We start from the raw sequence: 26,783 nt of genomic DNA on the forward strand, positions 1-26,783 counted from the left end.
GCCGGGTGGTGCGTACCGGCGGCCCCGCCGTGCGCGGGGGTCAGCCGCCGGCCAGGGGGCGGGCCGTCGAGGCGGCCGTGCCCCGGGGCAGGCGGTCCGGGTGCGGCGGCGGCCGGCGGCTGCCCGCCGGGGCGGCCGGGGTGCGCTCCGAGCGGGCGATGTGCGGTCCCGGGGCCAGATGGACGGGGGTCCGCTGCGGGCGCACCGGGACGGTCGCCTCGCGGGCCGCCGCGGCCTCGCCCTGAGCCGCGGTACGTGGCTTGAGCAGCACCGGAGCGCCGACCGGGGACGCGGGTGCGGGCACCGGCGCGATCGTCGTACCGGAGCGCCGGTCGCGCAGACGGTCCCGCAGCCGGTCGCGAAGGTCGAACAGCGCGGTCTCGGCGCGGGCCACCAGCGGCTCGAACCACGGCAGGGCCAGCAGGATCAGCAGGCCCGCGGCCCAGCCGAGGACCACATCGCTCAGCCAGTGCGTGCCGAGGTAGACGGTGGTCAGGCCGACCCCGAGCGAGGTCACCGCGGAGAGCGCGGACAGCCAGCGGCGCGCTCTCGGGGTGGAGGCCAGATACGCCAGAATTCCCCAGGTCACCACCGCGTTGGCGGTGTGGCCGCTGGGGAATATATCGCCGCCCAGACCCATCTCGTTCGAGCCGATGGTGATCGCGTAGTGCGGGCCGAGCCGGCCCATGCCCAGCTTGGCGGCACCGACCGTGATGTTCAGCAGCAGCAGCGAGGCGCCCAGGCTCAGCAGCGGGCGCAGCGTGTGCTGCCGCCAAGAGCGCCAGCCCAGCCAGGCCGCGACCATCACGGCGGTCGGGCCGCGCTGGCCGAGGACCACGTAGTAGTCGAGGAAGGCGTGGATCTGCGGCCACTGCTGGTACGGCCGGAAGAACATGACCTGCCAGTCGAGCCGGACCAGCCATGAGGTGATCACCACGGCCCACACGATCGCCAGGTAGAAGGCAAGGGTCGCGCTGAACAGCACGATCCTGTGCCGGCTCATCTTCGGCACATCGATGTGAGCCGGTCGTTCCGGCTCACGGTCCAGCCTGGCGAACACCCGGTCCAGACGGGTGAGCTTTCGTTCGGTACGCACCCAATCGACGTTACAGCGAGTGAGCTCAGTCCCCGGTCGATTCAGCGTGTTTGTGATGACGATGTGATGTGGGATTCCTCTCAGGCGAGGCTTTATTTCCTCTGAATCGTCAATGCCGGGATGCCGGTCTCTGCAATTCTTTTGATCATTCTAGGGCGCAGTTTTATGTCGCTTATGAATTCGTTCACCGAATCCTGGGGTGGAATTCTCCGGACGCTCACCGGTCGGCCGGGGCCGGTCACGGCGGACCGGAGCCGTTCAGCCAGAACGCTCCGTACACGGCCGACAGCACCGCGACACCGCCTGTCACCAGCGCAGATCTGGAGATGCGCAGCCGGGCCAGGGCCAGGGCGAGCGGCAGCAGCAGCGGGAACGCGGGCAGCAGCAGGCGCGGCTTCGAGCCGAAGTAGCTCGACGCGCACAGCGCGAGCGCGGTGACGACACCCGTGTACACCAGCAGCGGCAGCGGCTGGCGCTGCCGTACCCCGACGACGTAGAGCCAGATCACCAGGCCGACCCCGATGACCAGCCCGGCGCCCGCCAGGGCCGACGGAAATGACGTGAACTTGTCGGCGACGAAGCGGGCGAAGGCGTAGCCGCCGTCGAAGCCGTTGCGCCAGCCCGCCTGCACGTCGAGGTAGCCGAGCGGGCCCCTGCCGGTGTGCCGGCCGACCCAGAGCACGTACCCGGCGGCACCGAGGGGCGCGATGAGCATGGCGAGGGCGCGACGCGTGCGGGACGGGGCGCGCTCCTCTGCATGTGCGCCCCCTGGGTGCGGTTCGCTCCCTGTTCGCCCGAAGGAGGCGACGGCCGCCGTCCACACCGCGGCGACCACGGCGAGCCCGACCGGCCGGGTCAGCCCGGCCAGCGCGGCCAGCAGCCCGGCGGTCAGCCAGCGGCCGCTCAGCACCGCGTACAGGGACCAGGCGGCGAGCGCGGTGAACAGCGACTCGCTGTACGCCATCGACTGCACGATCCCCACCGGCAGGACCGCCCACAGCAGCACGGCGCACACACCGGCCCGGCGCCCGTACACCAGGTCCGCCACCGCGAAGATCCCCCAGGCCGCGGCGAGCGAGGCGAGCAGCGACACGGCCAGTCCGGCACCGGCGTACGACAGCGGGGTGAGCGCGTGCAGCAGCCGCTCCAGCCAGGGCAGCAACGGGAAGAAGGCCAGGTTGGAGTGGACGTCGCCGTTCGGCAGGCGCACCTCGTAGCCGTATCCCAGCTCCGCGACCCTCGTGTACCAGAGCGAGTCCCAGCGACCGGTCAGCAGGGTGTACGCGCTCTTGCCCCGCGCCTGGGCGAACAGGGCCAGCGCGAGCAGGCCCAGGGCGCGCACGGCCGCGTACCCCAGGAGAGCCGGAGCCGCCCGGCGCAGGGCGGCGGCGGGCGGGGACGCCGTACGCGTCGCTGGATGGTTCACGGGTCCGATTATCGACCGCGTCCGCGTCCGCGCCCGCACGGCCCGACCGGGCGGGCGGGCGACGGGGCAGTGGCCTACGCCACACGGGTTCCCCGACGGGTGTGAGAGGTCCGCCACTGGGCGCGGGAACGAACTCGCGTACGCTGACGAGCCACTCGCGTGCGAACTGCGCGGGCCGGGGACCACCGCTCCTCTCCGGCCGAGTCATGGGGGAGTCCCCGACCCTGTGAGCCCGCCGCACCCCGAGGGACCTTCTGGGAGGTACTACATGGCCGGGACGACCACGGCCGCCGCGCTGCGCCGCCGGGCTGCCGGGGCCGGTGCCAACCGCTGGGTCGTGCTCGTCGTCCTGTGCGTCAGCCTGCTCCTCGTCGCCGTCGACGCGACCGTGCTGCACGTCGCGGTGCCGGCCGTCACCGAGGACCTCCGGCCGGACGCGATGCAGCTGCTGTGGATCGTCGACACCTACCCGCTCGTCTGCGCCTCGCTGCTGATCCTCTTCGGCACCCTGGGCGACAAGGTGGGCCGCCGTAGGATCCTTCTGCTCGGGTACGCGCTGTTCGGCGTCGGCTCCGGCCTGGCCGCACTGGCCCAGGACGCGCAGACACTGATCGTCGCGCGTGCCCTGCTGGGCGTCGGCGGCGCGATGATCATGCCCGCGACCCTCTCGATCCTGCGGCAGGTCTTCCCCGACCGGCGCGAGCGCGCGATGGCGATCGGCATCTGGAGCGCGGTCGCCGCGGTCGGCGCGGCGGTCGGGCCGCTGCTCGGCGGATTCCTGCTGGAGCACTTCTGGTGGGGCTCGGTCTTCCTGGTCAACATCCCGCTGATGCTGGTGAGCCTGCCGGTCGGCCGGCTGCTGCTGCCCGAGTCCACCGGGGACGGCGAGGGGCCCTGGGACGTCGTCGGCGCGCTGATGGCCGCGGCCGGACTGTTCGGCGTGGTGCTGGGCGTCAAGCGGCTCGGTGCCGGCGAACCGGTGGCGGACGCGTTCACCGTGCTGCCGCTCGCGCTGGGCGCGGTGCTGATCACCTTGTTCGTACGGCGTCAGCGGCGCCGCCCGCATCCCCTGGTGGACCTGCGGATGTTCGCCCGGCCGGCGTTCAGCATCTCGGTGGGGTGCATCGTGCTGGCGATGCTGGCGCTGGTCGGCCTGGAGCTGATCGCCGCGCAGTACCTCCAGCTGGTGCTGGGACTCTCGCCGCTGCGCACGGGGCTGCGGCTGCTGCCGCTGACCGTCGCGGCGATGGCCGCCGGACTGGCCGGGGCGCGGCTGCTGCGGCGCTTCGGGCCGCGGCGGATGGTGTGCGCCGGGTTCTGCCTCACCGCAGCCGCGGTGGTGACCCTGACCGCGATGGGCGGTGCGGACAACCCGGGGCTGCTGCTGGCCGGGTTCGTGCTGCTCGGCTTCGGGCTGGAGACCACGCTGTTCGGGGCGTACGAGTCCATGCTGAGCGAGGCGCCGTCCGCGCAGTCCGGCGGGGCCTCGGCGATCGGCGAGACGTCGTACCAGCTCGGTGCCGGGATCGGGATCGCCCTGCTGGGCACGGTGATGAACGCGGCGTACGCGCCCGGCCTCACGTCCGTGCCGGGTGTCCCGGCGGCCGCGTCGGCCGCGGCGGGGCACTCCCTGGGCGAGGCCTACGACGTGGCCGGACGGCTCGGGGGTCCGGCGGGTGCCGCCCTGCGCCGGGCCGCCCGGGACAGTTTCGTGCACGGGCTGCATGTGACGCTGCTGGTGAGCGCGGGCCTGCTGCTGCTGGGCGCCCTGATGGCGCTGCGGCTGCCCAGGGTCATGCAGTGCGGGGAGGACGCGCAGGCGCCCGCGGTACCGGCGCCGCGGGAGGCCGCCCAGCCCCGTGTCCCCGCTGCCCCCGCGGAGCAGGCTGCGGAGGTCCGGGTCCCGGTCCCGGCGGAGGAAGCCGCGCAGTCACGCGTCTCGGCGTGAGCGTCCTGCCGCGCGTCTCGGCGTGAGCCTCCTGTCGGCCGGAAGGGCGGCGACCGCGCGGGTCCGCCGCCGGGCGGCGGGCGGCGGGGGAGACCGCCGGGCCGCAGGCGGGGCACGCTGCGTCAGGCTGGACGTGGGGCACCCGGCGTCGTAACGTCGGCCGCGGTCGAGCCGTAACTAGCGGCGCTAGTTTTGAGTTGCCGGAGGGTGTTCCGTGTCCGTCTCCCCGAAGTCGCCCCCGTTCGACCCCACCGACCCGCTCGGCATCGACGACCTGCTCGACCCCGAGGACCTGGCCGTCCGGGACACCGTGCGCAGCTGGGCCGCCGACCGTGTGCTGCCGTACGTCGCCGACTGGTACGAGCGGGGGGAGCTGCCCGGCATCCGGGAGCTCGCGCGTGAGCTCGGCGGGATCGGCGCACTCGGCATGTCGCTCGACGGATACGGCTGCGCGGGCGCCACCGCCGTGCAGTACGGGCTCGCCTGTCTGGAGCTGGAGGCCGCCGACTCCGGCATCCGCTCCCTCGTCTCCGTACAGGGGTCGCTGGCCATGTACGCGATCCACCGGTTCGGCAGCGAGGAGCAGCGGCAGCGCTGGCTGCCCGCCATGGCCGCCGGCGAGGTCATCGGATGCTTCGGGCTCACCGAGCCCGACATCGGCTCCGACCCGGCCGCCATGCGTACCCACGCCAAGCGCGACGGCTCCGACTGGGTGCTCAACGGCCGCAAGATGTGGATCACCAACGGGTCGGTGGCCGGGGTCGCGGTCGTGTGGGCGCAGACCGAGGACGGGATCCGGGGCTTCGCCGTGCCCACCGACAGCGCGGGGTTCTCCGCCCCGGAGATCAAGCACAAGTGGTCCCTGCGCGCCTCCGTCACCAGCGAGCTCGTGCTCGACGACGTACGGCTGCCGGCCGACGCCGTCCTCCCGGAGGCCGTCGGGCTGCGCGGCCCCCTCAGCTGTCTCTCCCACGCCCGCTACGGCATCGTCTGGGGCGCGATGGGCGCGGCGCGCGCCTCGTTCGAGGCCGCCGTCTCCTACGCGCGGACGCGGGAGCAGTTCGGGCGGCCCATCGGGGGGTTCCAGCTCACCCAGGCCAAGCTCGCCGACATGGCCGTCGAGCTGCACAAGGGCATCCTGCTCGCCCATCACCTCGGGCGGCGTATGGACGCCGGCCGCCTGCGTCCCGAGCAGGTCAGTTTCGGCAAGCTGAACAACGTACGGGAGGCCATCGAGATCTGCCGTACGGCGCGGACGATCCTCGGTGCCAACGGGATCTCCCTGGAGTATCCGGTGATGCGGCACGCGACCAACCTCGAGTCGGTGCTGACGTACGAAGGCACCGTCGAGATGCACCAGCTCGTGCTGGGCAAGGCGCTCACCGGGCTCGACGCCTTCCGGTGAGACCCGGCCGGGGAGGGCCGGTGGGCCCCCGCCGGGGCAGGGCCGGTGACCGGCCCTGCCTCAGCTCTGGTTGAAGAAGCCGTCGGAACGGCGTGCGGCCGGTTCCCCGCTGACGATCTCGGTGTCGGCGGGGGTCAGCAGGAACACGCGGGTGGACACACGCTCGATCGAGCCGCGCAGTCCGAAGATCAGTCCGGCCGCGAAGTCGACGACGCGCTTGGCGTCGGCCGCCTCCATGGCGGTGAGGTTCATGATGACCGGGACGCCGTCCCGGAACATCTCGCCGATGGCGCGGGCGTCCCGGAAGCTGTCCGGGGTGACCGTGCCGATCCGGCGGCCCTTCTCCTCGGCCGTGTCCGTGGCCACCTTGACCCGGGGGTCGGTGACCCAGGCGTCCCCGGAGTCGGTCCCCTCGGAGTAGTCGTCGTCGTAGTAACGCTCGTCATCGTTGTCGTCGACGAGGCCAAGCCAGGCACTCGCCTTGCGCACCGATCCCATGGACGCCTCCTCTCACAGCGGTCCTTCTTGCTATCCGCACCTCTATGGTCGTCCATGATGCGGATGTCGCGCCAAGTGGATAGACGCCGCACGGGGGGTTTGTGACGGTACTGGTGCACAGTCGATCCGTCGAGAGCCCGCGTTCCCCAAGGGTCTTGCTGTATGCGGCTGCTGACTATGAGTGAAATATGATTCTTCGCGGCGGACGGGTGACGAGCGGTGCGTACGGGTGAACGGGGGGCGATACGGCAGCCGATACGATGCGGCTGCTCAACACCGTACGGACCACGGGGGGTCGTCGTGTTCGGAATCGTCAGGCCGTGCAGCCACCGTCTCGGTGAGGGGCTGCGCGCCCAGTGGATGGCGCATCTGTGCGGGCTCTGCCTCGCCCTTCGAGCCGATCACGGACAGTTCGCGCGGATCGTGACGAACTATGACGGTCTGCTCATATCGGTTTTGACGGAGGCTCAGCGCCCGGCGGCCGAGGGCGGCGGCCGGCGTACGGCGGGTCCCTGCCCGCTGCGCGGTATGCGCACCGCGTCCGTCGCGAACGGCGAGGGCGCCCGGCTCGCCGCCGCCGTCTCGCTGGTGCTCGCCTCGGCCAAGGTGCACGACCATGTCGCCGACGGGGACGGGCTGCTGGCCCGCAGGCCGGTGGCGCTCGCCGCCCGCCGGGTCGCCCGGAGCTGGGAGCGGGCGGGTGCGCGCGGCGGGAGCGCCGTCGGGTTCGACACCGCCGTGCTCGTCGAGGCGGTGAACCGGCAGACCGGCCTGGAGACCCTCGCCGGGCCGGGGACGCCGATCCTGACGGTCACCGAACCCACCGAGACCGCCACCGCGGCGGCCTTCGCGCACACCGCGGTGCTGGCCGGACGGCCGGGCAACGCCGTCCCGCTCGCCGAGACCGGACGGCTGTTCGGGCGGCTCGCGCATCTGCTGGACGCCGTCGAGGACCGGGAGACCGACGCCGCGTCGGGGGCCTGGAACCCGCTCACCGCGACCGGCACCCCGCTCGGCGAGGCCCGGCGGCTCGCCGACGACGCGCTGCACGGCATCCGGCTCGCCCTGCGCGAGGTGGAGTTCACGGACGGCCGGCTGGCCCATCTGCTGCTCGCGCACGAGCTGCGGCGGTCGGTGGACCGGGCGTTCGGGACGGAGGCCTGCGGGCACGCGCCGGACGGCGCTTTCGCGCCACAGGGCCCGGGGCAGGGGCCCGGGCAGGGCAAGGCGGCACCGGGGCCGGGGAACCCCTATGCGAGTCCCGGTGGGGGCGACCCCTTCGGCGGGCTGCCGCCGCACCCCGGCAAGCGGGGTTTCTGGGCCGGGTGCGCGGTCGCGATCGGGCTCTGCTGCACCTGCAAGGTGTGCTGTGCCGACAGCTACGAGGGGCCCTGGTCGGGCAAGCGGCGCGAGGGGTGTTGCGGCAGCTGTGGTGACTGCGGCGACTGCAGCGGCTGTTGTGACATCTGTGAGTGCTGCGAGTGTTGCGAGTGCTGCGACTGCGGGCTCTGAGCCGGCCGGGCGGCCCGGTGCGGGAGGTGTGCGTCGTGATCGCGGCGGGGGAGCGGAACTCGGCCTGACGGTGGGGGCAACCGTCCCAGGGCGTACTTAAGTTGAAGACTGCACGGCCGAAAGGCGCCCTTGCGCGCGTCGGCCGTGCGGTCGAATACTCCCCCACAGCGCTTGTCAGGGACACGGCACGTTCGAAATCCGGGCGGCCTCCCCTGGCTGCGCCTCACGGGCCTCGACCCCACGCGGGCCCCCGAATTCCCCTGGGAGGGAACGAAAAGTGAGGATCAAGCGCACCACCCTTGGAAGCGGCATCGCGAGACGGACCCGGCTGATCGCCGTGGCGACCGGACTCGTGGCCGCAGCCGCGTTCGCTGTCCCCACCGCGAGCGCGACCGACGTCCAGACGTTCAGCGCGAACCAGCTCAGCAGCGTCAACCAGTCCGTGCTCAGGTCCGACATCGCGGGCACCGCCTGGGCCGTCGACGCCAAGACGAACCGTGTGGTCGTCACCGTCGACGACACGGTCTCCGCCGCCGAGATCGCACAGATCAAGGCGGACGCGGGCGGCAACGCCGGCGCCCTCACCATCAAGCACACCCCGGGCCGGTTCAAGCGGCTGATCACCGGTGGCGACGCCATCTACGGTGGCGGCTACCGCTGTTCGCTCGGCTTCAACGTGCACAGCGGGAGCACCTACTACTTCCTGACCGCGGGCCACTGCGGCGAGGTCGCCTCCACCTGGTACTCCAACTCCGGTCAGAGCACCGTGCTGGGCTCGAACGTGAGCTACAGCTTCCCGACCAACGACTTCGCGCTGGTGCGCTACACCGGCTCGGCCTCGCACCCGAGCGCCGTCGGCAGCCAGACCATCAGCAGCGCGGCCACGCCGAGCGTGGGCACGACCGTCTACCGTCGTGGCTCCACCACCGGTACGCACAGCGGCCGTGTCACCGCGCTGAACGCCACGGTCAACTACGGCAGTGGTGACGTCGTGTACCAGATGATCCAGACCACGGTCTGCGCCGAGGGCGGCGACAGCGGCGGCCCGCTCTACTCGGGCTCCGTGGCCTACGGTCTGACCTCTGGCGGCAGCGGCAACTGCACCTCCGGCGGCACGACCTTCTTCCAGCCGGTCGTCGAGGCGCTGAACTACTACGGCGTGAGCGTCGGCTGACGTTCCGTCCGGTCCGCGGACAGCGGGCCCGGCGAGCCCCCGCACGCAACCGGCGTGCGGGGGCTCGCCCTTGTCCGGGCGTCGGCGTTACCGTCGGACGTGGCGAATGCCGCGGGCGGTACCGGCCCGGCGGCACCCACGTCGGACCCCGGGGGGTCGTGATGGTCGAGGAGCTGGTGGCGGCGGGAGCGGTGCTCGTGTCCGCCGGGGCGGTGTACATGATGACGGCGGCGCGGGTCGTCAAGCAGTACGAACGGGGCGTCGTGTTCCGGCTCGGGAAACTCCGGCCCGAGGTGCGCGGACCCGGGTTCACGATGATCGTGCCGTTCGTGGACAAGCTCCGCAAGGTCAACATGCAGATCGTCACGATGCCGGTGCCGGGCCAGGAGGGCATCACCCGGGACAACGTGACCGTGCGGGTGGACGCCGTCGTCTACTTCAAGGTGATCGGCCCGGCCGAGGCGGTCGTACGGGTCGAGGACTACCGGTTCGCCGTCGCGCAGATGGCGCAGACCTCGCTGCGGTCCATCATCGGCAAGAGCGAGCTGGACGACCTGCTGTCCAACCGGGAGAAGCTCAACCAGGGGCTTGAGCTGATGATCGACAGCCCGGCCGTGGAGTGGGGTGTCTCCATCGACCGGGTCGAGATCAAGGACGTGTCCCTGCCCGAGACCATGAAGCGTTCCATGGCCCGCCAGGCCGAGGCCGACCGGGAGCGGCGGGCCCGGGTCATCAACGCCGATGCCGAACTCCAGGCGTCGAAGAAGCTCGCCGAGGCCGCGCAGCAGATGGCGGACACCCCCGCCGCGCTTCAACTGCGGCTGCTCCAGACGGTGGTGGCGGTCGCCGCCGAGAAGAACTCCACGCTCGTCCTGCCCTTCCCGGTGGAACTGCTGCGCTTCCTGGAGAAGGCCCAGCAGCCGGCCCCGCAGCCGCAGCCGGCCCCGGTTCCGGCGCCGCTTCAGCAGCCGGTCCCGCAGCCGGCCCCGGCGCCGCTTCAGCAGCCGGTCCCGCCGTCGGCTCCGGTGACCCGGCAGCCGGTGCTGGAGCAACCTCACCCGGCGGAAGCCGACTTGACCGCGGATTCCGGAGCAGCGAATTCAAGTCAGGAATAGATCCCGTCGGTTGACGAAGTGTCACCCATGTGCATTGTTCGCAGGGCGAATCGGTCGGCGCGGTGAGGCGTGTCGGCGCAAGGGGGCGTGCGAGAGCCGCCGTACGCGCACCCTGAAGTCGACCTTGTGTGCTCCCTGGGCGACTCGGAAGAGTTGACGCTCGTCAACCGGCCTTCCGGCCTGCCGGGTCCCCATCGCCCGTCGGGCCGGCCTCCCCGCAGGAGGACATGAGTTGAAGTATCGACGCACACCCGGACGCCGTGCGGCCGTGGCGGGCGCGGGTGTCGCCGCGCTGCTCATCGCGGGGCTCACCTTCCAGAATGCGAACGCCGGCGAGTCGGCCGAGGCGTCCACGCCCAGGATCCCGCCGGCCGCGGCGGCCGGAAACCTCGCCTCGGCGCTGGTGCCGCAAAACCTCGCCGAGCTGGAGAGCGCCCGTGCCGTCCTCGCGGACACGGTGACCGTGCCCGGCACCTCCTGGGTGACCGACCCGCGCGCCGGCCGGGTCGTCGTCACCGCCGACCGACGCGTCTCCGACGCCGACTGGACCAAGCTCGGCGAGGTCGTCGGCAGGCTCGGCCCCGCCGTGGAACTCAGGCGCACCAAGGGGGAGTTCAAGCCCCTGATCGCCGGTGGCGACGCGATCGCCGGGACCGGCGGCCGCTGCTCGCTCGGCTTCAACGTGGTCAAGGGCGGACAGCCGTACTTCATCACCGCGGGGCACTGCACCGAGGCGGTCTCCACCTGGACCGACGGTCGTGGCGCCACGATCGGCCGCAGCGAGCGGTCCGGTTTCCCGGGCAACGACTTCGGCCTGGTCAAGTACACCGCGGACGTGGTCCACCCGAGCGAGGTCGACCTCCACAACGGGTCCGCGCGGGCCGTCACCAGGGCGGCCGACGCCACGGTCGGCGAGCGGGTGACCCGCAGCGGTGCGACGACCGGGGTGCGCTCCGGCCGGATCACCGGCCTGGACGCCACCGTGAACTACGGCAACGGCGACATCGTGAGCGGTCTGATCCAGACGGACGTCTGTGCCGAGGCCGGTGACAGCGGCGGCCCGCTCTTCGACGGCGACGCGGCGATCGGTCTCACCTCCGGCGGCAGCGGCGACTGCACCGCGGGCGGGGTGACCTTCTTCCAGCCGGTCACCGAGGCGCTGTCGGCCTTCGGTGCCCGGATCGGCTGACCGGGCGCTCCGGGCGCGGTGTTTACGCAGGTGAGAGGGGTTCGAGATGACATCGCACACGCGTTCGAAAATAGGGGTATGGTGGTGCTGAGGCAGTTGGGAACTAATGTTCGAGAGCTGGTCGGGCTCACGAGTGCGGGAGGTGCGGATGCCGGATTTCACGCATCTGCGCACCGCCTCCGGGTTCTCCCTGCGCCATGGTGCGGCGCACCCGGAACGACTGGCCGAGCGCGCCTCCGAGCGGGGCATGGACGCCCTCGCCCTCACCGACCGTGACACCCTCGCCGGTACGGTCCGCTTCGCCAAGGCCTGCGCGAAGGCGGGCATCCGCCCGCTGTTCGGCGTGAACCTGGCGGTCGAGGAGGCCGGGCCGGAGCGGCAGGACGAGTCCGTACGGCCCGAGCGGCGCCGTACCCCCGTGCGCGGTGGTGCCTTCATCGACGAGTCGACACCCCGGGTCACCTTTCTGGCCCGGGACGGCGCGACCGGCTGGGCGGGCCTGTGCCGGCTGGTCACCGCGGCACACGCCGGCGAGGGGCCGCCGCTGCTGCCCTGGGCCGACCGCCGCGCCGCCGGTGTGACCGTGCTGCTGGGCCCCGCCTCCGACGTCGGCCGCGCGCTCGCCGCGGGGCGCCCGGACCGCGCGGCCCGGCTGCTCGCCCCCTGGCGCGAGATCTACGGCGACGACCTGCGCCTGGAGGCCGTCTGGCACGGCCGCCGGGGCACCGGCGAGGGCTCTTTGCGGCTGGCCGCCCGTACGGTCGGCTTCGCCGCCGAGCAGCGGGTGCGTCCGGTGCTCAGCAACGCCGTCCGGTACGCCGACCCCGGTCAGGGCCCGGTCGCCGACGTCCTGGACGCGGCCCGCAGACTGGTCCCGATCGACCCCGCCGGGGAACTGGACTCCGGCGAGGCCTGGCTCAAGGACGCCGACGCCATGCTCGCGGTGGCCGAGCGGATCGTCGAGGCCGCGGGCTACCGGCGCGACACCGCCCACCGGCTGCTGGAGCAGACCCGGGCCACCGCCGCCGCGTGCCTGGTCGACCCCGAGGACGACCTCGGCATCGGCACCGTCCACTTCCCCGAGGCGCACCTCGTCGGCGCCGGCCGGCGCACCGCCCAGCGGGCGCTCGCCTCCCGGGCGGCGGCCGGAATGGTGCTGCGCGGCTACGACACCCGGCGGGCCTACTGGGAGCGGATGCACCAGGAGCTGGACATCATCGCCCACCACGGCTTCGCCTCCTACTTCCTGACCGTCGCTCAGGTAGTGGACGACGTACGGGACATGGGCATCCGGGTCGCCGCGCGCGGCTCCGGCGCGGGCTCCCTGGTCAACCACCTCCTCGGCATCGCGCACGCCGATCCGGTCGAGCACGGGCTGCTGATGGAACGCTTCCTGTCCACCCGCAGGTCGGTGCTGCCCGACATCGACATCGACGTGGAGTCCGCGCGCCGCCTGGAGGTCTACCGCGCGATCATCGGCCGCTTCGGCGCCGAGCGGGTCGCGACCGTCGCCATGCCGGAGACGTACCGGGTGCGGCACGCCGTCCGGGACGTCGGGGCCGCCCTGTCCATGGACCCCGCCGAGATCGACCGCATCGCCAAGTCCTTCCCGCACATCCGGGCCCGTGACGCCCGTGCGGCGCTGGCCGAGCTGCCCGAGCTCAGGCAGCTGGCGGGGGAGGGGGAGAGGTACGGAAGGCTGTGGGAGCTGGTCGAGGCCCTCGACGCCCTCCCGCGCGGGGTCGCCATGCACCCCTGCGGCGTGCTCCTGTCCGACGCCTCCCTGCTCGCCCGTACGCCGGTCGTGCCGACCAGCGGCGAGGGACTGCCCATGTCCCAGTTCGACAAGGACGACGTCGAGGACCTCGGACTGCTCAAGCTCGATGTGCTCGGGGTGCGGATGCAGTCGGCGATGGCGCACGCGGTGGCGGAGGTGGAGCGGGCCACGGGGGAGCGGCTCGACCTGGACTCCGTGCCGCCGGGCGACCCGGCGACCTACCGGCTCATCCGCTCCGCCGAGACGCTGGGCTGCTTCCAGATCGAGTCGCCGGGCCAGCGGGACCTGGTCGGGCGGCTCCAGCCGGCCACTTTCCACGACCTGGTCGTCGACATCTCGCTCTTCCGTCCCGGCCCGGTCGCCGCCGACATGGTGCGGCCGTTCATCGAGGCGCGGCACGGGCGGGCGCCGACGCGGTATCCGCACCCGGACCTGGAGGGGCCGCTGAAGGAGACGTACGGGGTCGTCGTCTTCCACGAGCAGATCATCGACATCGTCGACATCCTGACCGGGTGCGGGCGCGGTGAGGCGGACCGGGTGCGGCGCGGGCTGTCCGACCCGGAGTCGCAGGGGCGGATCCGGTTCTGGTTCGCGCAGCACGCGGCGGCGAACGGCTACGACGCGGAAACGATTCGGCGGACCTGGGAGATCGTCGAGGCCTTCGGCAGCTACGGCTTCTGCAAGGCGCACGCCGTCGCGTTCGCCGTACCGACGTACCAGTCGGCGTGGCTGAAGGCGCACCACCCGGCCGCCTTCTACGCCGGGCTGCTCGCGCACGACCCCGGGATGTATCCGAAGCGGCTGCTGCTGGCGGACGCGCGCCGGCGCGGGGTGCCGATCCTGCCGCTGGACGTGAACAGGTCGGCGGTCACTCATCGAATCGAACTGGTGTCCGGTAACGAGGGATGGGGGCTCCGGCTGGCCCTCTCGGACGTGCACGGCATGGGTGAGACCGAGGCGGCCCGGATCGCGGACGGGCAGCCGTACGCCTCGCTGCCGGACTTCTGGGAGCGGGCCCGGCCCAGTCGGCCGACCGCTCAACGGCTGGCCCAGGTGGGCGCGTTGGACGCGTTCGGCGCCAACCGCCGTGACCTGCAACTGCATCTGACCGAGCTGCACCACGGCGGACGGGGTGCGGGCGGTGACCAACTCCCTTCCCCGCTCGTGGACATGAGCAAGGTGGACCGGTCCAAGGGGCGCGGAACGGCTCCGGCCGGGCTGCCGGACCTCTCCGACGCCGAGCGGCTCAGCGCCGAGCTGGGCGTGCTGTCCATGGACGTCTCGCGCAATCTGATGGACGACCACCGCGCGTTCCTCGCCGAGCTGGGCGTGATGTCGGCGCGTCGGCTGCGCGAGGCGCGGCACGGGGAGACGGTGCTGGTCGCCGGTGCCAAGGCGGCGACCCAGACCCCGCCGATCCGGTCCGGCAAGCGGGTCATCTTCTCCACCCTGGACGACGGTACGGGTCTGGTCGACCTCGCCTTCTTCGACGACTCCCACGACGCCTGTGCCCATACGGTCTTCCACTCCTGGCTGCTGCTGGTGCGCGGGGTGGTGCAGCGGCGCGGCCCGCGCAGTCTCAGCGTGGTGGGCGCCGCCGCCTGGAACCTCGCCGAACTGGCGGAACTGCGCGCCGACGGCGGCCTCGACCGGGTGGCGGCCCGGCTGGCCGAGCCCGCCGCCCCGCACGAGCGGCGGGCGGCGGAGCCGCGGACGACGGCGGAACCGGGCACGGGCCGGACGATCCGTATGCCCACGGGGTACGAGCTGAACCCCTGGGCCGACCTGCGTCCCGCGGGCGAGGGCCCGGCGGGCGGAAGGAAGTTGTGGCACCAGAGTCCGGGGAGTGCGGGATGACCGGGGCGCGGGTTCTCAGCGGGCCCAGGGCGGGGCGATCCGGGTGCCGTCGGCCAGCTCCGCCTCCAGTCCGATGGAGCTGGTGACCCAGGAGACCGCGGTCCGGTCGGAGTGGTTCTCGACGGTGAGCGTCGCGCCGGGGTTGATGATCAGGGTGTCGCCGGCGGAGACGCGGTCGGTGCGGCCGTCCAGGGTGACCACGAGCTCGCCGTCGAGCAGATGGAGGATCTCCTCCCGGTCGACGGTGTGCGCGGGCGCCCTGGTCCCCGGCGGGATCTCGCCCCGCCAGGCGCACAGCTGCCTGCTGCCGGTGTGGGAGCCGGCGTGCGAGACGAACCGGGCGCCGTGCAGTTCGTGGGTGACGGCGTCGGACGAGCGGACGATGGGCATGGGGTGCCTCCTCGGCAAATGGTCAAGCTGCTTGACTATATGGTCAAGGAGCTTGACCGATTGGTCAAGGGGATTGACCGGTTCGCCGGGGGTGTTTCAATGCGGTCGTGCAGAACTCCGAAGCCCTCGCCCTGGCCGCCGCCCTGCTCGCCGCCGCGGGCGACCTGACCCGACGTGTCAACGACGGTGTCGTCGCGCGCGGGTTCGAGGGGCGGCCCGCATACGGTTTCGCCTTCACCCGGCTCTCCCGGGGTGCCGCGACGGTCACCGATCTCGCCGTCCACCTCGGGGTGACGAAGCAGGCCGCCAGTCAGCTCGTCGACGAGATCGTGCGCAAGGGGTACGCCGAACGGAGGCCGCATCCCGAGGACGCGCGGGCCCGGCTCGTCGTGCTGACCGAGCGCGGCTGGGCCTGCACCCGGGCGGCGGAGGAGGCGATCGCCGAGATCGTGCAGGAGTGGGCCGGGGTGCTGGGCGAGCGTGAAGTGGGCTTGCTGTGCGAGCAGTTGGTGCGGATCGCGCCCTACGGCCCGCTCAGGCCTTCCTGGTGAGGCTTCGTCCGTTGCGCCCGGACTCTGCCAGTGATTGCTGGGAACTTTTTACTGACGCGTAACTTCACACAGGGGCTACTCGCCCGTAACTTGACGCATGAACAGCATCCTCGTGATCCGGATCACAAGGCGTAAGGCCGTCTACCCCCCATGAGCCGCAAGGAGATCACCCGATGCTGCCCTGGAAGCGAGTGCTCAGACCGCTTGCCGCGCTGCTGATGACCATCGCGGTCGCCGCCGTCCCCGCCACCGCCGCCCATGCGTCCGCCGCCCATGCGTCCGCCGCTCAGGCGGCCACCGCCCGTCTGTCCGCCGCCGCGAGTTCGGCACCCAGCCACGGCTGGAACGACTACTCCTGCAAGCCGTCCGCCGCCCACCCCCGCCCGGTGATCCTGGTGCACGGCACCTTCGCCAACTCCGTCGACAACTGGCTCTCCCTCGCCCCCTACCTGGTGAGCCGCGACTACTGCGTCTTCTCCTTCGACTACGGCCAGCTGGCCGGCGTCCCCCTCATCTACGGGCTCGGCCCCATCGACCAGTCGGCCGAGCAGCTGTCCGCCTTCGTCGACAAGGTGCTCTCCGCGACCGGCACCGCCAAGGCCGACCTCGTCGGCCACTCGCAGGGCGGCATGATGCCCCGCTACTACCTGAAGTTCCTCGGCGGCGCCGCCAAGGTGAACGCCCTCGTCGGCATCGCGCCCAACAGCCACGGCACCACCCTCGGCGGACTCACCAAGCTGCTGCCGTACTTCCCCGGTGCCGAGGACGTGCTCAACCTGGCCACCCCCGCGCTCGCCCAGCAGGTCGTCGGGTCCGACTTCATGACCCGGCTCAACCAGGGCGGCGACACCGTGCCCGGCGTCCACTACACGGTCATCGCCAGCAAGTACGACGAGGTCGTCACCCCGTACCAGAGCCAGTTCCTGAGCGGGTCCGACGTGAAGAACGTGCTGATCCAAGACCTGTGTTCGCTCGATCTCTCGGAACACGCACTGCTCGGCGTGACCGACCGGATCGCCTTCCACGAGGTGGCGAACGCCCTCGACCCGGCCCACGCCAGCCCCACCACCTGCGCGTCGGTCCTCAGCTGACGCCCGGTCGTTCTGCCGGGGCCTGTCCGGCCTGAGCCGCCGGTCAGGCCCCGGAGTCCTGTTCAGCGGCCGGGCCGGCCACCGCCCACCGCACGCCGTCGCACCGAGGCGAACAGCGCGGCCGCGCCCAGCGCCAGCGCCGCCGCACCGCCGACCGCGAAGTACGGGGTACGGGGGTCACCGCCGGTCTCGGCCAGGTTCTCGCCGACGACGGCGGTCTTCGGGTCGCCGGCGGCCGTCGTCGACGCGGCCGGTGCCACCGCTTCGGTGGCCGGCCGGGCGGACGCCGAGGCGGTGGCCCCGGTGGTCGTTCCGGCACTCGCGCCGGTGGCCGGCTCCGCGGACGTACGGGCGTCGTCGTCCCCGTGGCCGTGGTGCTCGATCGTCGACCTGTCGGCACCGGCCTCGATCTGCCGCTCGGAGGGCGCGGAGGCGGCCGGGGCCGCGGCGGAACCGCCGTCCGTCGAGCCGCCGTTCTTCCCGGCCGAGCCGGCGTTTCCGGACGTGCCGCCGAAGACGACGTCCGAGCAGGAGTAGAACGCCTCCGGGCTGTCCGAGCGCTGCCAGACCGCGTACAGCAGCTGCTTGCCCGCACGCTCGGGCAGGGTGCCGGAGAACGTGTAGAAGCCGCCCGTGGCGACCGGGTCCTCGGCCGTCGCCACCGGGTGCTCCAGGTCCAGGTCGGACCAGGCCAGCGGCTTGGCGGGGTCGTAGCCGGCCTTGGTGAGGTACACCTCGAAAGTGCCCTTGTGCGGGGCGGTCACGCGGTACTTGAAGGTGTACGGGCCGCTGTGCACGGCGGTCGCCGGCCAGTCGGCGCGGGCCAGGTCGAGGCCCCTGAACTCCTCGTTGTTCGCGCTGCACAGCCTGCCGTCCGGGATGAGCGCCTGGTGCCGTCCGTTCGCGTCACCGATCCGGATGCCGTTCCAGTCGTAGAGCGCCTGGGTGCCGCCGGCCGCGACCGCCGCCCTGCAGGCGTCCGACCTCGGGCTCTCGGGGCCCTCCGCGTAGCACTGCGCGACCCGGCTGACCGGGTCGCCCATCGAGCCGTGCGCGGCCGCGGGGACGGCGGCGAGGGCGGTCAGGGCGAGCGGGGCCGTGCCCAGCGCGGCGGCGACGGCGAGCTTGCGGCGAGCAGGCATGGGGGAACTCCTCGAAACGGTCCTTCGGGCGGGCTGGATCCCGTGGGGTGATCAGCAAGCTAGCCCCAGGAAACCGTGGAATCGCCGGTCGGAGGCGGCCGAGGGTGATCCTTAGGATCGTCTTAAGGGAGTGCTCAGGCTGGGATCAGGTAGGTACCGTGCACGGCATGACGCACGAGGGGATCAGGCAGGCCGTGGCCGCCGACGTACCGGCCGTGCGGGCCGTGACCGACGCGGCCTACCAGCGCTACATCGAGCGGATCGGTGTGGTGCCGCAGCCGATGGAGGCGGACCACGCGGCGAACGTGGCCGCGGGCCGGGTGTTCGTCACGGGCGGGCCCGGGACGGCCGGGGTGGCAGGCCTCGTCGTGCTGGAGACGCACGAGGACCATCTGTTCCTCGACAGCATCGCCGTCCACCCCGACGCACAGGGCGGCGGGGTGGGGCGGCGGCTGCTGGAGTTCGTGGACGCACGCGCGCGTGAGCTGGGCCTGCCCGAGGTCAGGCTCTACACGAACGCGCTGATGTGGGAGAACCGGCAGATCTACCCGAAGTACGGGTACGAGGTCGTGGAACGCCGTGTCGACGGGCCCTACGACCGTGTCCACTACCGCAAGCGGCTGCGCTGACGGCGCTGACCGTGCTGACGGCACTGACCGCGCCGACGGTCCGCGGGGCCGGTCCGGTCAGCCGTCCGGCCACCAGGTCCGGGCGATGTCCTTGCGGACCTCGGGCCGCCGGTCGGGGCGCGCCTCGGCGTCCTCGCGGACTCTGCGGCTGTCCGTCTTCCTCAGGGGCTTCTGCACGGTGATGCGGCGCATGGCTGCCTCCTTCGAGCGCCTGCCGTGATCCGTGTTCTCACGGGGACAGACGCTTTCGGGGAGAGTTCCTCATCGGCGGCCGCCTGTCAGTGGCCGGAGTCACGATTCGATTGTCAGTGGTGGGTGTCACGCTTGCCGCATGACGGATGGGATCACCGACGACACCACGGGCCCGGGCACGGCCCGCACCGCCGTGACCTCGGCGGAGGTGGACTGGGACGCGCAGGCCGCCACGTTCGACGACGAGCCCGACCACGGACTGCGCGACCCCCGGGTGCGGGACGCCTGGGCGCGGCGGCTGCGCGACTGGCTGCCCGCACGGCCCGGGGACGTGCTCGACCTCGGCTGCGGCACCGGCAGCCTGTCGCTCCTCGCGGCCGAGCAGGGACACCGGGTCACCGGTGTCGACCGGTCCCCGGCCATGGTGGACCTCGCCCGCCGCAAGCTCACCGGGCGTGACGCCGCGTTCCTCGTCGGCGACGCGGCGGCCCCGCCGGTGGGCGAGCGGCGCTTCGACACCGTCCTCGTCCGGCATCTGCTGTGGGCCCTGCCCGACCCCGGCCGTGCCCTGCGGCACTGGCGCGACCTGCTGCGTCCCGCGGGCAGCCCCGACGGCACCGGGGGAGGCCGGCTCGTGCTGGTCGAGGGCGTATGGGGCACCCTCGACCCGGTCGGCATACCCGCCGAGCGGCTCCTGTCCCTCGTGGCACCGTGGGCCGACGAGGTACGCATGGAGCGGCTGTCGGACGACCCGCTGCTGTGGGGCAAGGAGGTGACGGACGAGCGGTACGCGGTGGTCGCGACGCTCCGCTGAGGCCCTAGACCAGCAGTTCGTCGAAGCCGCCCTCGTGGGCCAGCCGTTCCAGCAGGTCGAGGGCCGCCACGGCGGCGGCCGCGGCCGCCGGGTCCCGCTCGGTGAGGCCGCTCTCCTCGAACTCGTCCTCGTCCAGCCGCCGCACGTCCCGGCCGTCGGCGGAGCGCCACAGGTCGAGGTCGAGGTCCTCCACGACGAGTTCGGCGCCGGAGACGGCGGCGGGGCGGGTGATGTCGCAGTACCAGCCCTTGAGCGCGCCCGCCGGGTCACGCAGCTCCTTCACGGCGTACCAGCGGTCCCGCCAGTAGTACTCGGTGAAGACATCGCCCGGTTCGAAACGTACGAAGCCGAAGTCGCGCACGGTCCCGCCCGCGAACGGCGCGCGTACGACGACCCGGGTGCCGTCGTCCTGGAGCAGCTCCGCCGGGTAACGGATCTTCGTCCGGCCGCCCTTGACCAGGACGACATCCACCATGCGGGCCGAGTCAGCCGAGTTCGCGGACATACCGCACCTCCGTTGCGCAGATCTCGTAGCCGAACCAGGTGTTGATCGCGAGCATCGGGCCGTTGCCGGTGTCGTTGCCCGTGAACGCCTCCGTACAGCCGGCCGCGCGGGCGCGGTGCAGGGAGGCGGTCTTGGCGAGTTTGGCCAGGCCCCGGCCGCGGAAGGCGCGGGCCGTGCTGGTCATGACGCTGGAGTACCGGGTCGCGCCGTCGGTGTGGGCCGCGCTGAGGGCGGCGGGGCGGCCGTCGACCAGCACGACCGAGGTCAGCTCACGGCTGAGCAGCGGGTGGTTCCAGGTCTCGTCCAGCCAGGCCGCGTAGTCGGTGAACTCGAGGGCGATGTCGCTCGGTTCGTCCGACGCCCCCTGCGCGTCCAGTTCGAACAGCGGGCGCGGATCGGCCGCGAAGTCGGCGGCCGTGCGCAGCTCGACGCCCGGCGGCAGGTCCGGCAGCCCGGGCAGCGTGCCGTGGGCGAGGTCGAGACGCAGGAAGTGCGCGGAACGGCTCGCCCGGTAGCCGCGCCGTTCGGCGAAGGAGCGGTTGTCCGGTTCGTCCAGGACCCAGCTGAACAGCCTGGTCGCGCCCTCGGCCGTGAGGTGCTTCTCGGCGGCCCGCGTCAGCAGCGATCCGGCACCGCTGCGCAGCCGTCCGGGGTGCACGTACACGTTGAGGTAGCCCTGCCCCGGTTCCGGGCTCTCGTGCGCCAGACCCACCTGGGCCGTGCCGATGATCTCGCCGTCCTCCTCGGCGACCAACGGCCGGTAACGCGCCGCGGGTTGGGCGCGGGTGAGGTCGTGGACCAGTGACTCCGGGGTGGACACCATGAAGGGCAGCGCCAGCCGCCGGACCCGGGCGAAGCCCTCGACGTCGCCCCGGACCCCGGCTCGGACATCACGCACGATCATCGTCATGGAGGCGCACGCTACGTGGGGGGACGGACGGGACGCCTCCCATTTTCGGGCGCGGCGGCGGTGGGTGCGCGACAATCACCCCGTGACCTTGAAGATCGACATCGATGACGGCACTCCGCCGTACGAGCAGGTACGGACGCAGATCTCCGAGCAGGCGCGGTCGGGGGTGCTGCCGGTGGGGTACCGGCTGCCGACCGTGCGCGGGCTGGCCGAGTCCCTGGGCCTCGCGGCGAACACGGTGGCCAAGGCCTACCGGGCGCTGGAGGCAGACGGAGTGATCGAGACGCGCGGGCGGCACGGGACGTTCGTCGCGGCGGCCGGGGCGGCCGCGGAACGGGAGCTGGCGTCGGCCGCGCAGGCGTACGTGGAGCGGGCCCGACGGCTCGGGCTCACCGAGGCGGACGCGCTGGCCGCCGTACGGGACGCCCTGCGGGCGGCGTACGGCGGTTGACGACAGTCCGGCGCGCTACAGGTAGAGTCCCGCGTCCACGCCGTCCCGCGGCTCCGGGACCGAGGCCGGTGCCGTCCCGCGCCGCAGTGCGTACAGCTCCGCCAGGGTCGCCCCGTCCCGGCCGACGCCCTCGTCGGTGCCCAGCCAGTCCACCGCCTCCGCGCGGGTCAGTCTGCCGACCTCGATCCGGGCCAGACAGCGGCCGGGACGGACGACGGCCGGGTGCAGGCGTTCCAGGTCCTCGTTGGTGGTGACCCCGACCAGGACGTTGCGGCCCTGGCCGAGCAGGCCGTCGGTCAGGTTCAGCAGCCTGGACAGGGCCTGGCCGGCCGTGTGCTTGGCCTCGCCGCGGATCAGTTCGTCGCAGTCCTCCAGGAGCAGCAGCCGCCAGCGGCCCTTGCCCGTGGAGTCGTCCTCGCCGATCGCGATGTCCATCAGATAGCCGACGTCGCTGAACAGCCGCTCCGGGTCCAGCACACAGTCCACCTGGCACCAATCCCGCCAGGACCGGGCCAGCGTGCGCAGCGCCGAGGTCTTGCCGGTGCCGGGCGGGCCGTGCAGCAGGAGCAGCCGGCCGGCGATGTCCTCGGGGGTCGTGCCCATCAGGCGGTCCATCGCGCCGGCCACCGGCGCGGTGTAGTTGGCCCGCACGTCCTCCCAGGTGCCCGCCGAGATCTGCCGGGTGGTGCGGTGCGGACCCCGTCTCGGGGACACGTACCAGAAGCCCATCGTGACGTTCTCCGGCTGCGGCTCCGGTTCGTCCGTCGCGCCGTCGGTCGCCTGGTCCAGGACCTTCTGGGCGAGCTCGGCGCTGGTCGCCGTGACCGTGACGTCGGCACCCCGGTTCCAGCGGGAGACGAGCAGCGTCCAGCCGTCGCCCTCGGCGAGGGTCGCGCTGCGGTCGTCGTCGCGGGCGATGCGCAGCACCCGGGCGTCCGGCGGCAGCAGTGACGCTCCGGACCGCACCCGTTCGATGTTCGACGCGTGCGAGAACGGCTGCTCGCCCGTCGCGAAGCGGCCGAGGAACAGTGCGTCGACGACGTCGGACGGGGAGTCGGAGTCGTCGACGTTGAGCCGGATCGGCAGCGCGTCGTGCGGGTTCGCTGACATGCCGCCATGATCCGGCACAAGGGCGCCGAGTGCACCCGGTTTCCGCGGTGCGCGTGAAGTGTCGGGCGTGTTCCCCACGTCCGGGGTAGTCCGCTGCCTCCCGTCACGTCCGGTCGAGTCCCGTCATGTCCCCTCGCGTCCCCGCCCGCGGCGCCGCGCGCCCGGTGCGCGACGCCCGTGTCCTGCCACCGGGCCGTGCCTCGACTGCACCTGCCCGTACAGCCGTTCACGCCGTTAGTGTTGTCCTTGATGGGATGTGATGAGTGGAATTCGGGGGCACGGCGGTGGCGGCTCGCCGCGCTGCTCGGCGCGGCGGTGGCCGCACTCGCTCTGGTCGTGACCTTGATCAACACACTGCCGGGGGGCGGCGGAACCGCAGGCACCACGTCCGACGGCGCCAAGGTGCACGGCACCCCCGCCACCCCGGCGCGGGCGGCGAGGCCCGAGGTCGGCTGGGGCTTCACCCACACCCAGTTCAGCGCCGACGAGGGCAGCGGGGCCGCCACCCGGCGGGCCGAGGGCCTGCTGTCGAAGCGCGGGGGCCTGCCGCAGAACCAGGCCGTCATGGGCTGGGGGCCGACAACCCCGAGCCGGTGAAGGGGCGTTACGACTTCGCCGCGCTGGACCGCCGGATCGACTTCGTGCGCGCCTCCGGCGGCACCCCGGTCCTCACCCTGTGCTGCTCGCCGGACTGGATGAAGGGCGGCCGGGCGGGCGCGGGCGGGACCGACTGGAGCCGGTCCGTGCTGGAGACCGCCCCCGGCCCGAGCACTACGCGGACTTCGCCGCGCTCGCCGCGACCGTCGCCCGGCGCTACCCCGACGTACGCCACTTCATCGTCTGGAACGAGTTCAAGGGCTTCTGGAACGACGTCGAGGGCCGCTGGGACTACGAGGGGTACACCCGCCTGTACAACCTCGTCCACCGGGCCCTGAAGAAGGTCGACAAGGACATCATGGTCGGCGGCCCGTACCTGGTGATGGACAGTGTGGACCCGCGCGCCGAATCGGCCTCGACGGCCCTGGCGGGCCCGTGGGGCGCTCTGGACCAGCGGGTCCTCGATGCCTTCGCCTACTGGAACCGGCACAAGGCCGGCGCGGACTTCGTCGTCGTCGACGGCTCCAGCTACACCAAGGACGACGCACTGCTGCCCGACGAGTTCGGCGCCACCGACAAGCTCACCGCCGTCGGCACCTGGGTGCGACGGCAGACCGCCGGGCTGCCGCTGTGGTGGGCGGAGTACTACGTCGAACCCGCCGACGGCGACGACGACCGCAAGGTCTGGCCGGAGAGTCGCCGTGTCGCCGTGCAGGCCGCCGGGTTGATCGCCATGGTCGAGGGCGGCGCCTCCTCCGGCTTCTACTGGAACCCGGAGGACGAGAAGGGCCCCGGCTGCCCCGGCTGTCTGTGGACCCCGACCGACCGCGCGGACGGCGGCGCGCCGCTGCCCATGTACGGGCTGGTCTCCCGGTTCGGCGAGGAGTTCCCGCCGGGCACCCGGTACGACACCGTGTCCGTCGCCGCGGACGACGTGCCCAACGTCCGGGTCATGGCCACCGGCAGGACCGTCCTGGTGGTGAACACCCGCGACCGGCCGATCAGCGCGCAGGTCGACGGACGGCGGTTCGAGATGCGGGCGTACGAGGTGAAGTGGCTCACCAGGTGAGCACCGGGGGAGTACCCGGTGAGCAGCCGGTGGGCCGCCGCGCTCACTTCATCGTCAGGAACCGCTGCACCAGCGCCGCGGACAGCACCGCCAGCAGCGGCAGGGCGAACCGGAAGCCGCTCCGCAGCCGGCGCAGCCGCCGCACGCCCGGCCGGCCACCCGCAGCACCTCGCGCGCCGTCAGCAGCAGGATCAGCACGACGGCTGCCGGCGCCCCGGCCACCGACCAGGGTGTCCAGGTGATCTGCGGCCCGATCAGGCCCGGGTCGGCCGCGGGCACCTCGCCCGCGGGCCGCTCGCGCAGCGCGTACATGGTCACGTCGTCGTTGGCCAGGACCTTCCTCAGCTCCCGCCGCCCGTCCAGGTTCGCCAGCAGGCGCGGCTCCCAGGACGCCGAGTAGCCCACGTCCAGTTCGAGGTAGACGACCTGGCTGCGGTTGACCACGAGATACGAGTTCGGGCCCGCGTCCTCGAGCGCCTCGACCAGGCCCGACACCAGCACCGGGTCGGCGGGCGCCAGGGTCGGCACGTACTGGACCTTCTCCATGTCCTTGGCGCCCACGGCATCGCCGGGGTCACGTTGTTCTCGGTGTCGTTGCTCAGCCACAGCAGCCGCACGGTCGGATCGTCGTGGGCGTAGACGTAGTCCATCGCGGCGACCTCGCCCGGCCGGACCCGCTCGAACGACTCGTTGCCCCAACGGGCCACCAGGAAGCCGCCCATGAGGACCAGACCCGCCAGCAGCGCCGCCCCCGTGGCGAGGCCGACCCGGTCCCGGTCGCGGTCCCCGACGGTGGTCCCGGTGCGCGGGAACAGCGCGAGCCCGGCCAGCAGGGCCGCGCCCGGCAGGGCGAACATGAAGACGCGCAGCGCCATCTCCCCGCCGTACGACTGCATGCCGAAGCCGAGGAACGGGACGAAGGCGAGCACGAGCAGCGACCGCTCGCGGTACTTGTGCGCGCGCCGCCGCCACCAGCCCCAGCAGGCGAACGCCATGACCCCGGCGGCCAGCAGCACCCGTGTGTAGAGCACCAGTTTGTGGGTGGCACTGCCGCCCTGGATACGGCCGGAGACGGACGTCGACACATTGCTGCCGATCCCGCCGACCCCGCCGAACAGTTCGTCGAAGTGACCGGACCAGTACGGCTCGGCCATGAAGCCCACCCAGGCCGCCACGATCACGGCGAACAGCAGCGGCAGGCCGCGCAGTTCCCAGCGGCCGAGCAGGACGAGGAACGCCGATACGCCCGGCATCACGAACGGGGTCAGCTGGTGGGCGGGCACGCTCGCCGCGAACAGGCCGATGAGCACCGCGAGCAGCACCGCCTTCTGCCGGCGGTCGGCCGGCCCGGCCTCCGCCTCCCCGGGCCACCGCCCGGTCCGCGGCACGTGCGGGGGACGGAACCAGACCAGCAGGATCGCCACGAAGGCGAGGTACAGCAGGAAGGTGAAGCCCTGCGGGGAGAAGTAGTCCTGGCCGACCCGGCCGCCGAGCACGAAGACCCAGATGCCGGTCCACTTGGCCCGCCAGCTCGCCCGCATCGAACGCACCAGCAGGAACATCGGCGCCAGATGGAGGAGTTGGACGGCCGTCGGCCACCAGCGGATCAGCTCGGTGCGGTCGCCGACCCCGCACGCCCGCAGCACGAACGCGGCCGCCGCGAAGAAGCCCGGCCAGCTCCAGCGGGCGTCCAGGTCGGGCACGGCCGTGCCGGTCCGGTCGATGTAGTCGAGGAAGCCCAGGTGCTGCCAGGCGGTCGCGAACCGCGGCTCGGTCTCGATCACGGCGGGCAGCGCGTGCAGCGAGACGACCGTGGCGAGCAGCGTGGCCAGCAGCAGCCCCCGGTGCTCGCGGCCGCGCCCGAGCAGCGCCGCGAAGACCACGACCAGGAGCGCCGCGCCGGTCAGCGTCGCCGGCGGCAGGACCGAGACCGGCCCGAGCCCGCCCATCCCGTCCAGGTCGGCGTCGGACAGCCCCAGCACGGGCGCCCAGTAGAGCAGCAGCGCGGCGGCCGGCAGACAGCCGAGGAGCAGCCCGGAGCGGGTGGGCCGCCGGCGCTCGGACCGGCTCCGCGGCGCGGCGGGTCCGTCCGGGGCCGCCCGCCCGGGACGGTGGGATCCTCCCGTACCGGCCCGGCCATGACGGCACCGCCGGGCCCGGTGCCCGCAGCGCTGCCGGGCGGCCCGAACGGTGCGTCGGCCGCCCTACCGTCGCGCGGCACGGCGTCGGCCGGTCCGGGCAGCGCATGCGCCCCGGGCTGCCCGTGCCGGTGCGGTGCCCCCGCGGCGGGGACCTCGCACGCCCCCAGGTCGGCGAGGTCCCCGTCGGGAGCGGC

General features: G+C 72.7%; 21 protein-coding genes and 2 pseudogenes. 13 read left to right on the top strand and 10 right to left on the bottom strand.

The genetic code is table 11. The annotated features are described in order from the left end of the window. Positions 1 to 40: 40 nt before the first annotated feature. Positions 41 to 1,096: a phosphatase PAP2 family protein gene (locus ABT085_RS18820; RefSeq protein ID WP_351608639.1), complete on the bottom strand. Its 1,056-nt coding sequence runs from the start codon at positions 1,094 to 1,096 to the stop codon at positions 41 to 43. A gap of 238 nt (positions 1,097 to 1,334) precedes the next feature. Next, positions 1,335 to 2,522, bottom strand: a complete 1,188-nt coding sequence (locus tag ABT085_RS18825) for a mannosyltransferase family protein (RefSeq protein WP_351608642.1) — start codon at positions 2,520 to 2,522, stop codon at positions 1,335 to 1,337. Positions 2,523 to 2,790: 268 nt separating this feature from the next. Between ABT085_RS18825 and ABT085_RS18830 the strand changes: the two genes are divergently transcribed. Then, positions 2,791 to 4,470, top strand: coding sequence for an MFS transporter (locus tag ABT085_RS18830; protein WP_351608645.1), 1,680 nt, complete (start codon positions 2,791 to 2,793; stop codon positions 4,468 to 4,470). A 214-nt stretch (positions 4,471 to 4,684) separates the two neighbouring features. Then, the gene (locus ABT085_RS18835; RefSeq protein ID WP_351608657.1) at positions 4,685 to 5,875 is read left to right on the top strand and encodes an acyl-CoA dehydrogenase family protein; all 1,191 of its coding nucleotides are present in this window, start codon (positions 4,685 to 4,687) and stop codon (positions 5,873 to 5,875) included. 60 nt (positions 5,876 to 5,935) lie between these two features. Here ABT085_RS18835 and ABT085_RS18840 read toward each other — a convergent pair whose 3' ends face one another. Continuing rightward, a complete protein-coding gene (locus tag ABT085_RS18840) occupies positions 5,936 to 6,373 on the bottom strand; it encodes a cell division protein SepF (RefSeq protein WP_351608661.1) in 438 nt (145 codons plus the stop codon). A 300-nt stretch (positions 6,374 to 6,673) separates the two neighbouring features. Here ABT085_RS18840 and ABT085_RS18845 point away from each other — a divergent pair, with 300 nt between their 5' ends. The 5 genes from ABT085_RS18845 (at position 6,674) to ABT085_RS18865 (ending at position 14,997) form a co-directional block, all read left to right on the top strand. Continuing rightward, positions 6,674 to 7,885, top strand: a complete 1,212-nt coding sequence (locus tag ABT085_RS18845; protein WP_351608664.1) for a DUF5685 family protein — start codon at positions 6,674 to 6,676, stop codon at positions 7,883 to 7,885. A gap of 277 nt (positions 7,886 to 8,162) precedes the next feature. After that, entirely contained in the window at positions 8,163 to 9,059 is an 897-nt protein-coding gene (locus ABT085_RS18850; protein ID WP_351608667.1) for a S1 family peptidase, read from the top strand. Between the two features lie 161 nt (positions 9,060 to 9,220). Further along, complete coding sequence (locus ABT085_RS18855; protein ID WP_351608670.1) at positions 9,221 to 10,174, top strand: slipin family protein; 954 nt, start codon at positions 9,221 to 9,223, stop codon at positions 10,172 to 10,174. A 232-nt stretch (positions 10,175 to 10,406) separates the two neighbouring features. After that, positions 10,407 to 11,363, top strand: a complete 957-nt coding sequence (locus ABT085_RS18860; protein ID WP_351608673.1) for a S1 family peptidase — start codon at positions 10,407 to 10,409, stop codon at positions 11,361 to 11,363. 148 nt (positions 11,364 to 11,511) lie between these two features. Further along, complete coding sequence (locus ABT085_RS18865) at positions 11,512 to 14,997, top strand: DNA polymerase III subunit alpha (RefSeq protein ID WP_351608676.1); 3,486 nt, start codon at positions 11,512 to 11,514, stop codon at positions 14,995 to 14,997. 15 nt (positions 14,998 to 15,012) lie between these two features. Here the strand turns inward: ABT085_RS18865 and ABT085_RS18870 are convergent, their stop codons facing one another. Beyond that, positions 15,013 to 15,387, bottom strand: coding sequence for a cupin domain-containing protein (locus ABT085_RS18870; RefSeq protein ID WP_351608679.1), 375 nt, complete (start codon positions 15,385 to 15,387; stop codon positions 15,013 to 15,015). Positions 15,388 to 15,494: 107 nt separating this feature from the next. Here ABT085_RS18870 and ABT085_RS18875 point away from each other — a divergent pair, with 107 nt between their 5' ends. Continuing rightward, positions 15,495 to 15,938: a MarR family winged helix-turn-helix transcriptional regulator gene (locus ABT085_RS18875; RefSeq protein ID WP_351608682.1), complete on the top strand. Its 444-nt coding sequence runs from the start codon at positions 15,495 to 15,497 to the stop codon at positions 15,936 to 15,938. A gap of 173 nt (positions 15,939 to 16,111) precedes the next feature. Continuing rightward, positions 16,112 to 17,029 (top strand): esterase/lipase family protein, encoded by a 918-nt coding sequence (locus tag ABT085_RS18880; RefSeq protein ID WP_351608685.1) that lies wholly within the window; start codon positions 16,112 to 16,114, stop codon positions 17,027 to 17,029. A gap of 62 nt (positions 17,030 to 17,091) precedes the next feature. Here ABT085_RS18880 and ABT085_RS18885 read toward each other — a convergent pair whose 3' ends face one another. Then, positions 17,092 to 18,171 carry a lytic polysaccharide monooxygenase auxiliary activity family 9 protein gene (locus ABT085_RS18885; RefSeq protein WP_351608688.1) on the bottom strand — a complete coding sequence of 360 codons (1,080 nt, stop codon included), beginning with the start codon at positions 18,169 to 18,171 and terminating at the stop codon, positions 17,092 to 17,094. Positions 18,172 to 18,338: 167 nt separating this feature from the next. Between ABT085_RS18885 and ABT085_RS18890 the strand changes: the two genes are divergently transcribed. Then, positions 18,339 to 18,800, top strand: coding sequence for a GNAT family N-acetyltransferase (locus ABT085_RS18890; RefSeq protein ID WP_351608691.1), 462 nt, complete (start codon positions 18,339 to 18,341; stop codon positions 18,798 to 18,800). Between the two features lie 57 nt (positions 18,801 to 18,857). Here ABT085_RS18890 and ABT085_RS18895 read toward each other — a convergent pair whose 3' ends face one another. Beyond that, positions 18,858 to 18,992 (bottom strand): hypothetical protein, encoded by a 135-nt coding sequence (locus ABT085_RS18895; protein ID WP_351608694.1) that lies wholly within the window; start codon positions 18,990 to 18,992, stop codon positions 18,858 to 18,860. A 139-nt stretch (positions 18,993 to 19,131) separates the two neighbouring features. Here ABT085_RS18895 and ABT085_RS18900 point away from each other — a divergent pair, with 139 nt between their 5' ends. Beyond that, on the top strand, positions 19,132 to 19,806 hold the full coding sequence (locus ABT085_RS18900; protein ID WP_351608697.1) for a class I SAM-dependent methyltransferase: 675 nt from the start codon (positions 19,132 to 19,134) through the stop codon (positions 19,804 to 19,806). A gap of 4 nt (positions 19,807 to 19,810) precedes the next feature. Here ABT085_RS18900 and ABT085_RS18905 read toward each other — a convergent pair whose 3' ends face one another. After that, a complete protein-coding gene (locus tag ABT085_RS18905) occupies positions 19,811 to 20,311 on the bottom strand; it encodes a ribonuclease FAU-1 family protein (RefSeq protein WP_351608700.1) in 501 nt (166 codons plus the stop codon). Next, positions 20,292 to 21,221 (bottom strand): GNAT family N-acetyltransferase, encoded by a 930-nt coding sequence (locus tag ABT085_RS18910; RefSeq protein WP_351608703.1) that lies wholly within the window; start codon positions 21,219 to 21,221, stop codon positions 20,292 to 20,294. The genes ABT085_RS18905 and ABT085_RS18910 overlap by 20 nt, the downstream gene beginning before the upstream one ends. 82 nt (positions 21,222 to 21,303) lie before the next feature. On the opposite strand from ABT085_RS18910, the gene ABT085_RS18915 reads away from it, so the two are divergent. Next, on the top strand, positions 21,304 to 21,672 hold the full coding sequence (locus ABT085_RS18915) for a GntR family transcriptional regulator (protein WP_351608706.1): 369 nt from the start codon (positions 21,304 to 21,306) through the stop codon (positions 21,670 to 21,672). A 15-nt stretch (positions 21,673 to 21,687) separates the two neighbouring features. On the opposite strand, the gene ABT085_RS18920 is transcribed toward ABT085_RS18915, so the two are convergent. Continuing rightward, a complete protein-coding gene (locus ABT085_RS18920; protein WP_351608709.1) occupies positions 21,688 to 22,782 on the bottom strand; it encodes a DUF5925 domain-containing protein in 1,095 nt (364 codons plus the stop codon). A gap of 249 nt (positions 22,783 to 23,031) precedes the next feature. Between ABT085_RS18920 and ABT085_RS18925 the strand changes: the two are divergent. Then, positions 23,032 to 24,448 (top strand): annotated as a pseudogene (locus tag ABT085_RS18925) (GH39 family glycosyl hydrolase). A 43-nt stretch (positions 24,449 to 24,491) separates the two neighbouring features. On the opposite strand, the pseudogene ABT085_RS18930 reads toward ABT085_RS18925, so the two are convergent. Beyond that, a pseudogene (locus tag ABT085_RS18930) lies at positions 24,492 to 26,783 on the bottom strand (lipopolysaccharide biosynthesis protein); the annotation flags it as partial.

It is taken from the genome of Streptomyces sp. NPDC002265 (genome assembly GCF_040296125.1).
Classification (GTDB): Bacteria; Actinomycetota; Actinomycetes; order Streptomycetales; family Streptomycetaceae; genus Streptomyces.

Bases quoted from the DNA above. Each gene is read 5' to 3' on its own strand.
- ABT085_RS18905 (WP_351608700.1), bottom strand. From the start codon at position 20,311: ATGTCCGCGAACTCGGCTGACTCGGCCCGCATGGTGGATGTCGTCCTG.
- ABT085_RS18865 (WP_351608676.1), top strand. From the start codon at position 11,512: ATGCCGGATTTCACGCATCTGCGCACCGCCTCCGGGTTCTCCCTGCGC.
- ABT085_RS18890 (WP_351608691.1), top strand. From the start codon at position 18,339: ATGACGCACGAGGGGATCAGGCAGGCCGTGGCCGCCGACGTACCGGCC.
- ABT085_RS18830 (WP_351608645.1), top strand. From the start codon at position 2,791: ATGGCCGGGACGACCACGGCCGCCGCGCTGCGCCGCCGGGCTGCCGGG.
- ABT085_RS18885 (WP_351608688.1), bottom strand. From the start codon at position 18,171: ATGCCTGCTCGCCGCAAGCTCGCCGTCGCCGCCGCGCTGGGCACGGCC.
- ABT085_RS18900 (WP_351608697.1), top strand. From the start codon at position 19,132: ATGACGGATGGGATCACCGACGACACCACGGGCCCGGGCACGGCCCGC.
- ABT085_RS18895 (WP_351608694.1), bottom strand. From the start codon at position 18,992: ATGCGCCGCATCACCGTGCAGAAGCCCCTGAGGAAGACGGACAGCCGC.
- ABT085_RS18880 (WP_351608685.1), top strand. From the start codon at position 16,112: ATGCTGCCCTGGAAGCGAGTGCTCAGACCGCTTGCCGCGCTGCTGATG.
- ABT085_RS18855 (WP_351608670.1), top strand. From the start codon at position 9,221: ATGGTCGAGGAGCTGGTGGCGGCGGGAGCGGTGCTCGTGTCCGCCGGG.
- ABT085_RS18840 (WP_351608661.1), bottom strand. From the start codon at position 6,373: ATGGGATCGGTGCGCAAGGCGAGTGCCTGGCTTGGCCTCGTCGACGAC.
- ABT085_RS18910 (WP_351608703.1), bottom strand. From the start codon at position 21,221: ATGACGATGATCGTGCGTGATGTCCGAGCCGGGGTCCGGGGCGACGTC.
- ABT085_RS18920 (WP_351608709.1), bottom strand. From the start codon at position 22,782: ATGTCAGCGAACCCGCACGACGCGCTGCCGATCCGGCTCAACGTCGAC.
- ABT085_RS18870 (WP_351608679.1), bottom strand. From the start codon at position 15,387: ATGCCCATCGTCCGCTCGTCCGACGCCGTCACCCACGAACTGCACGGC.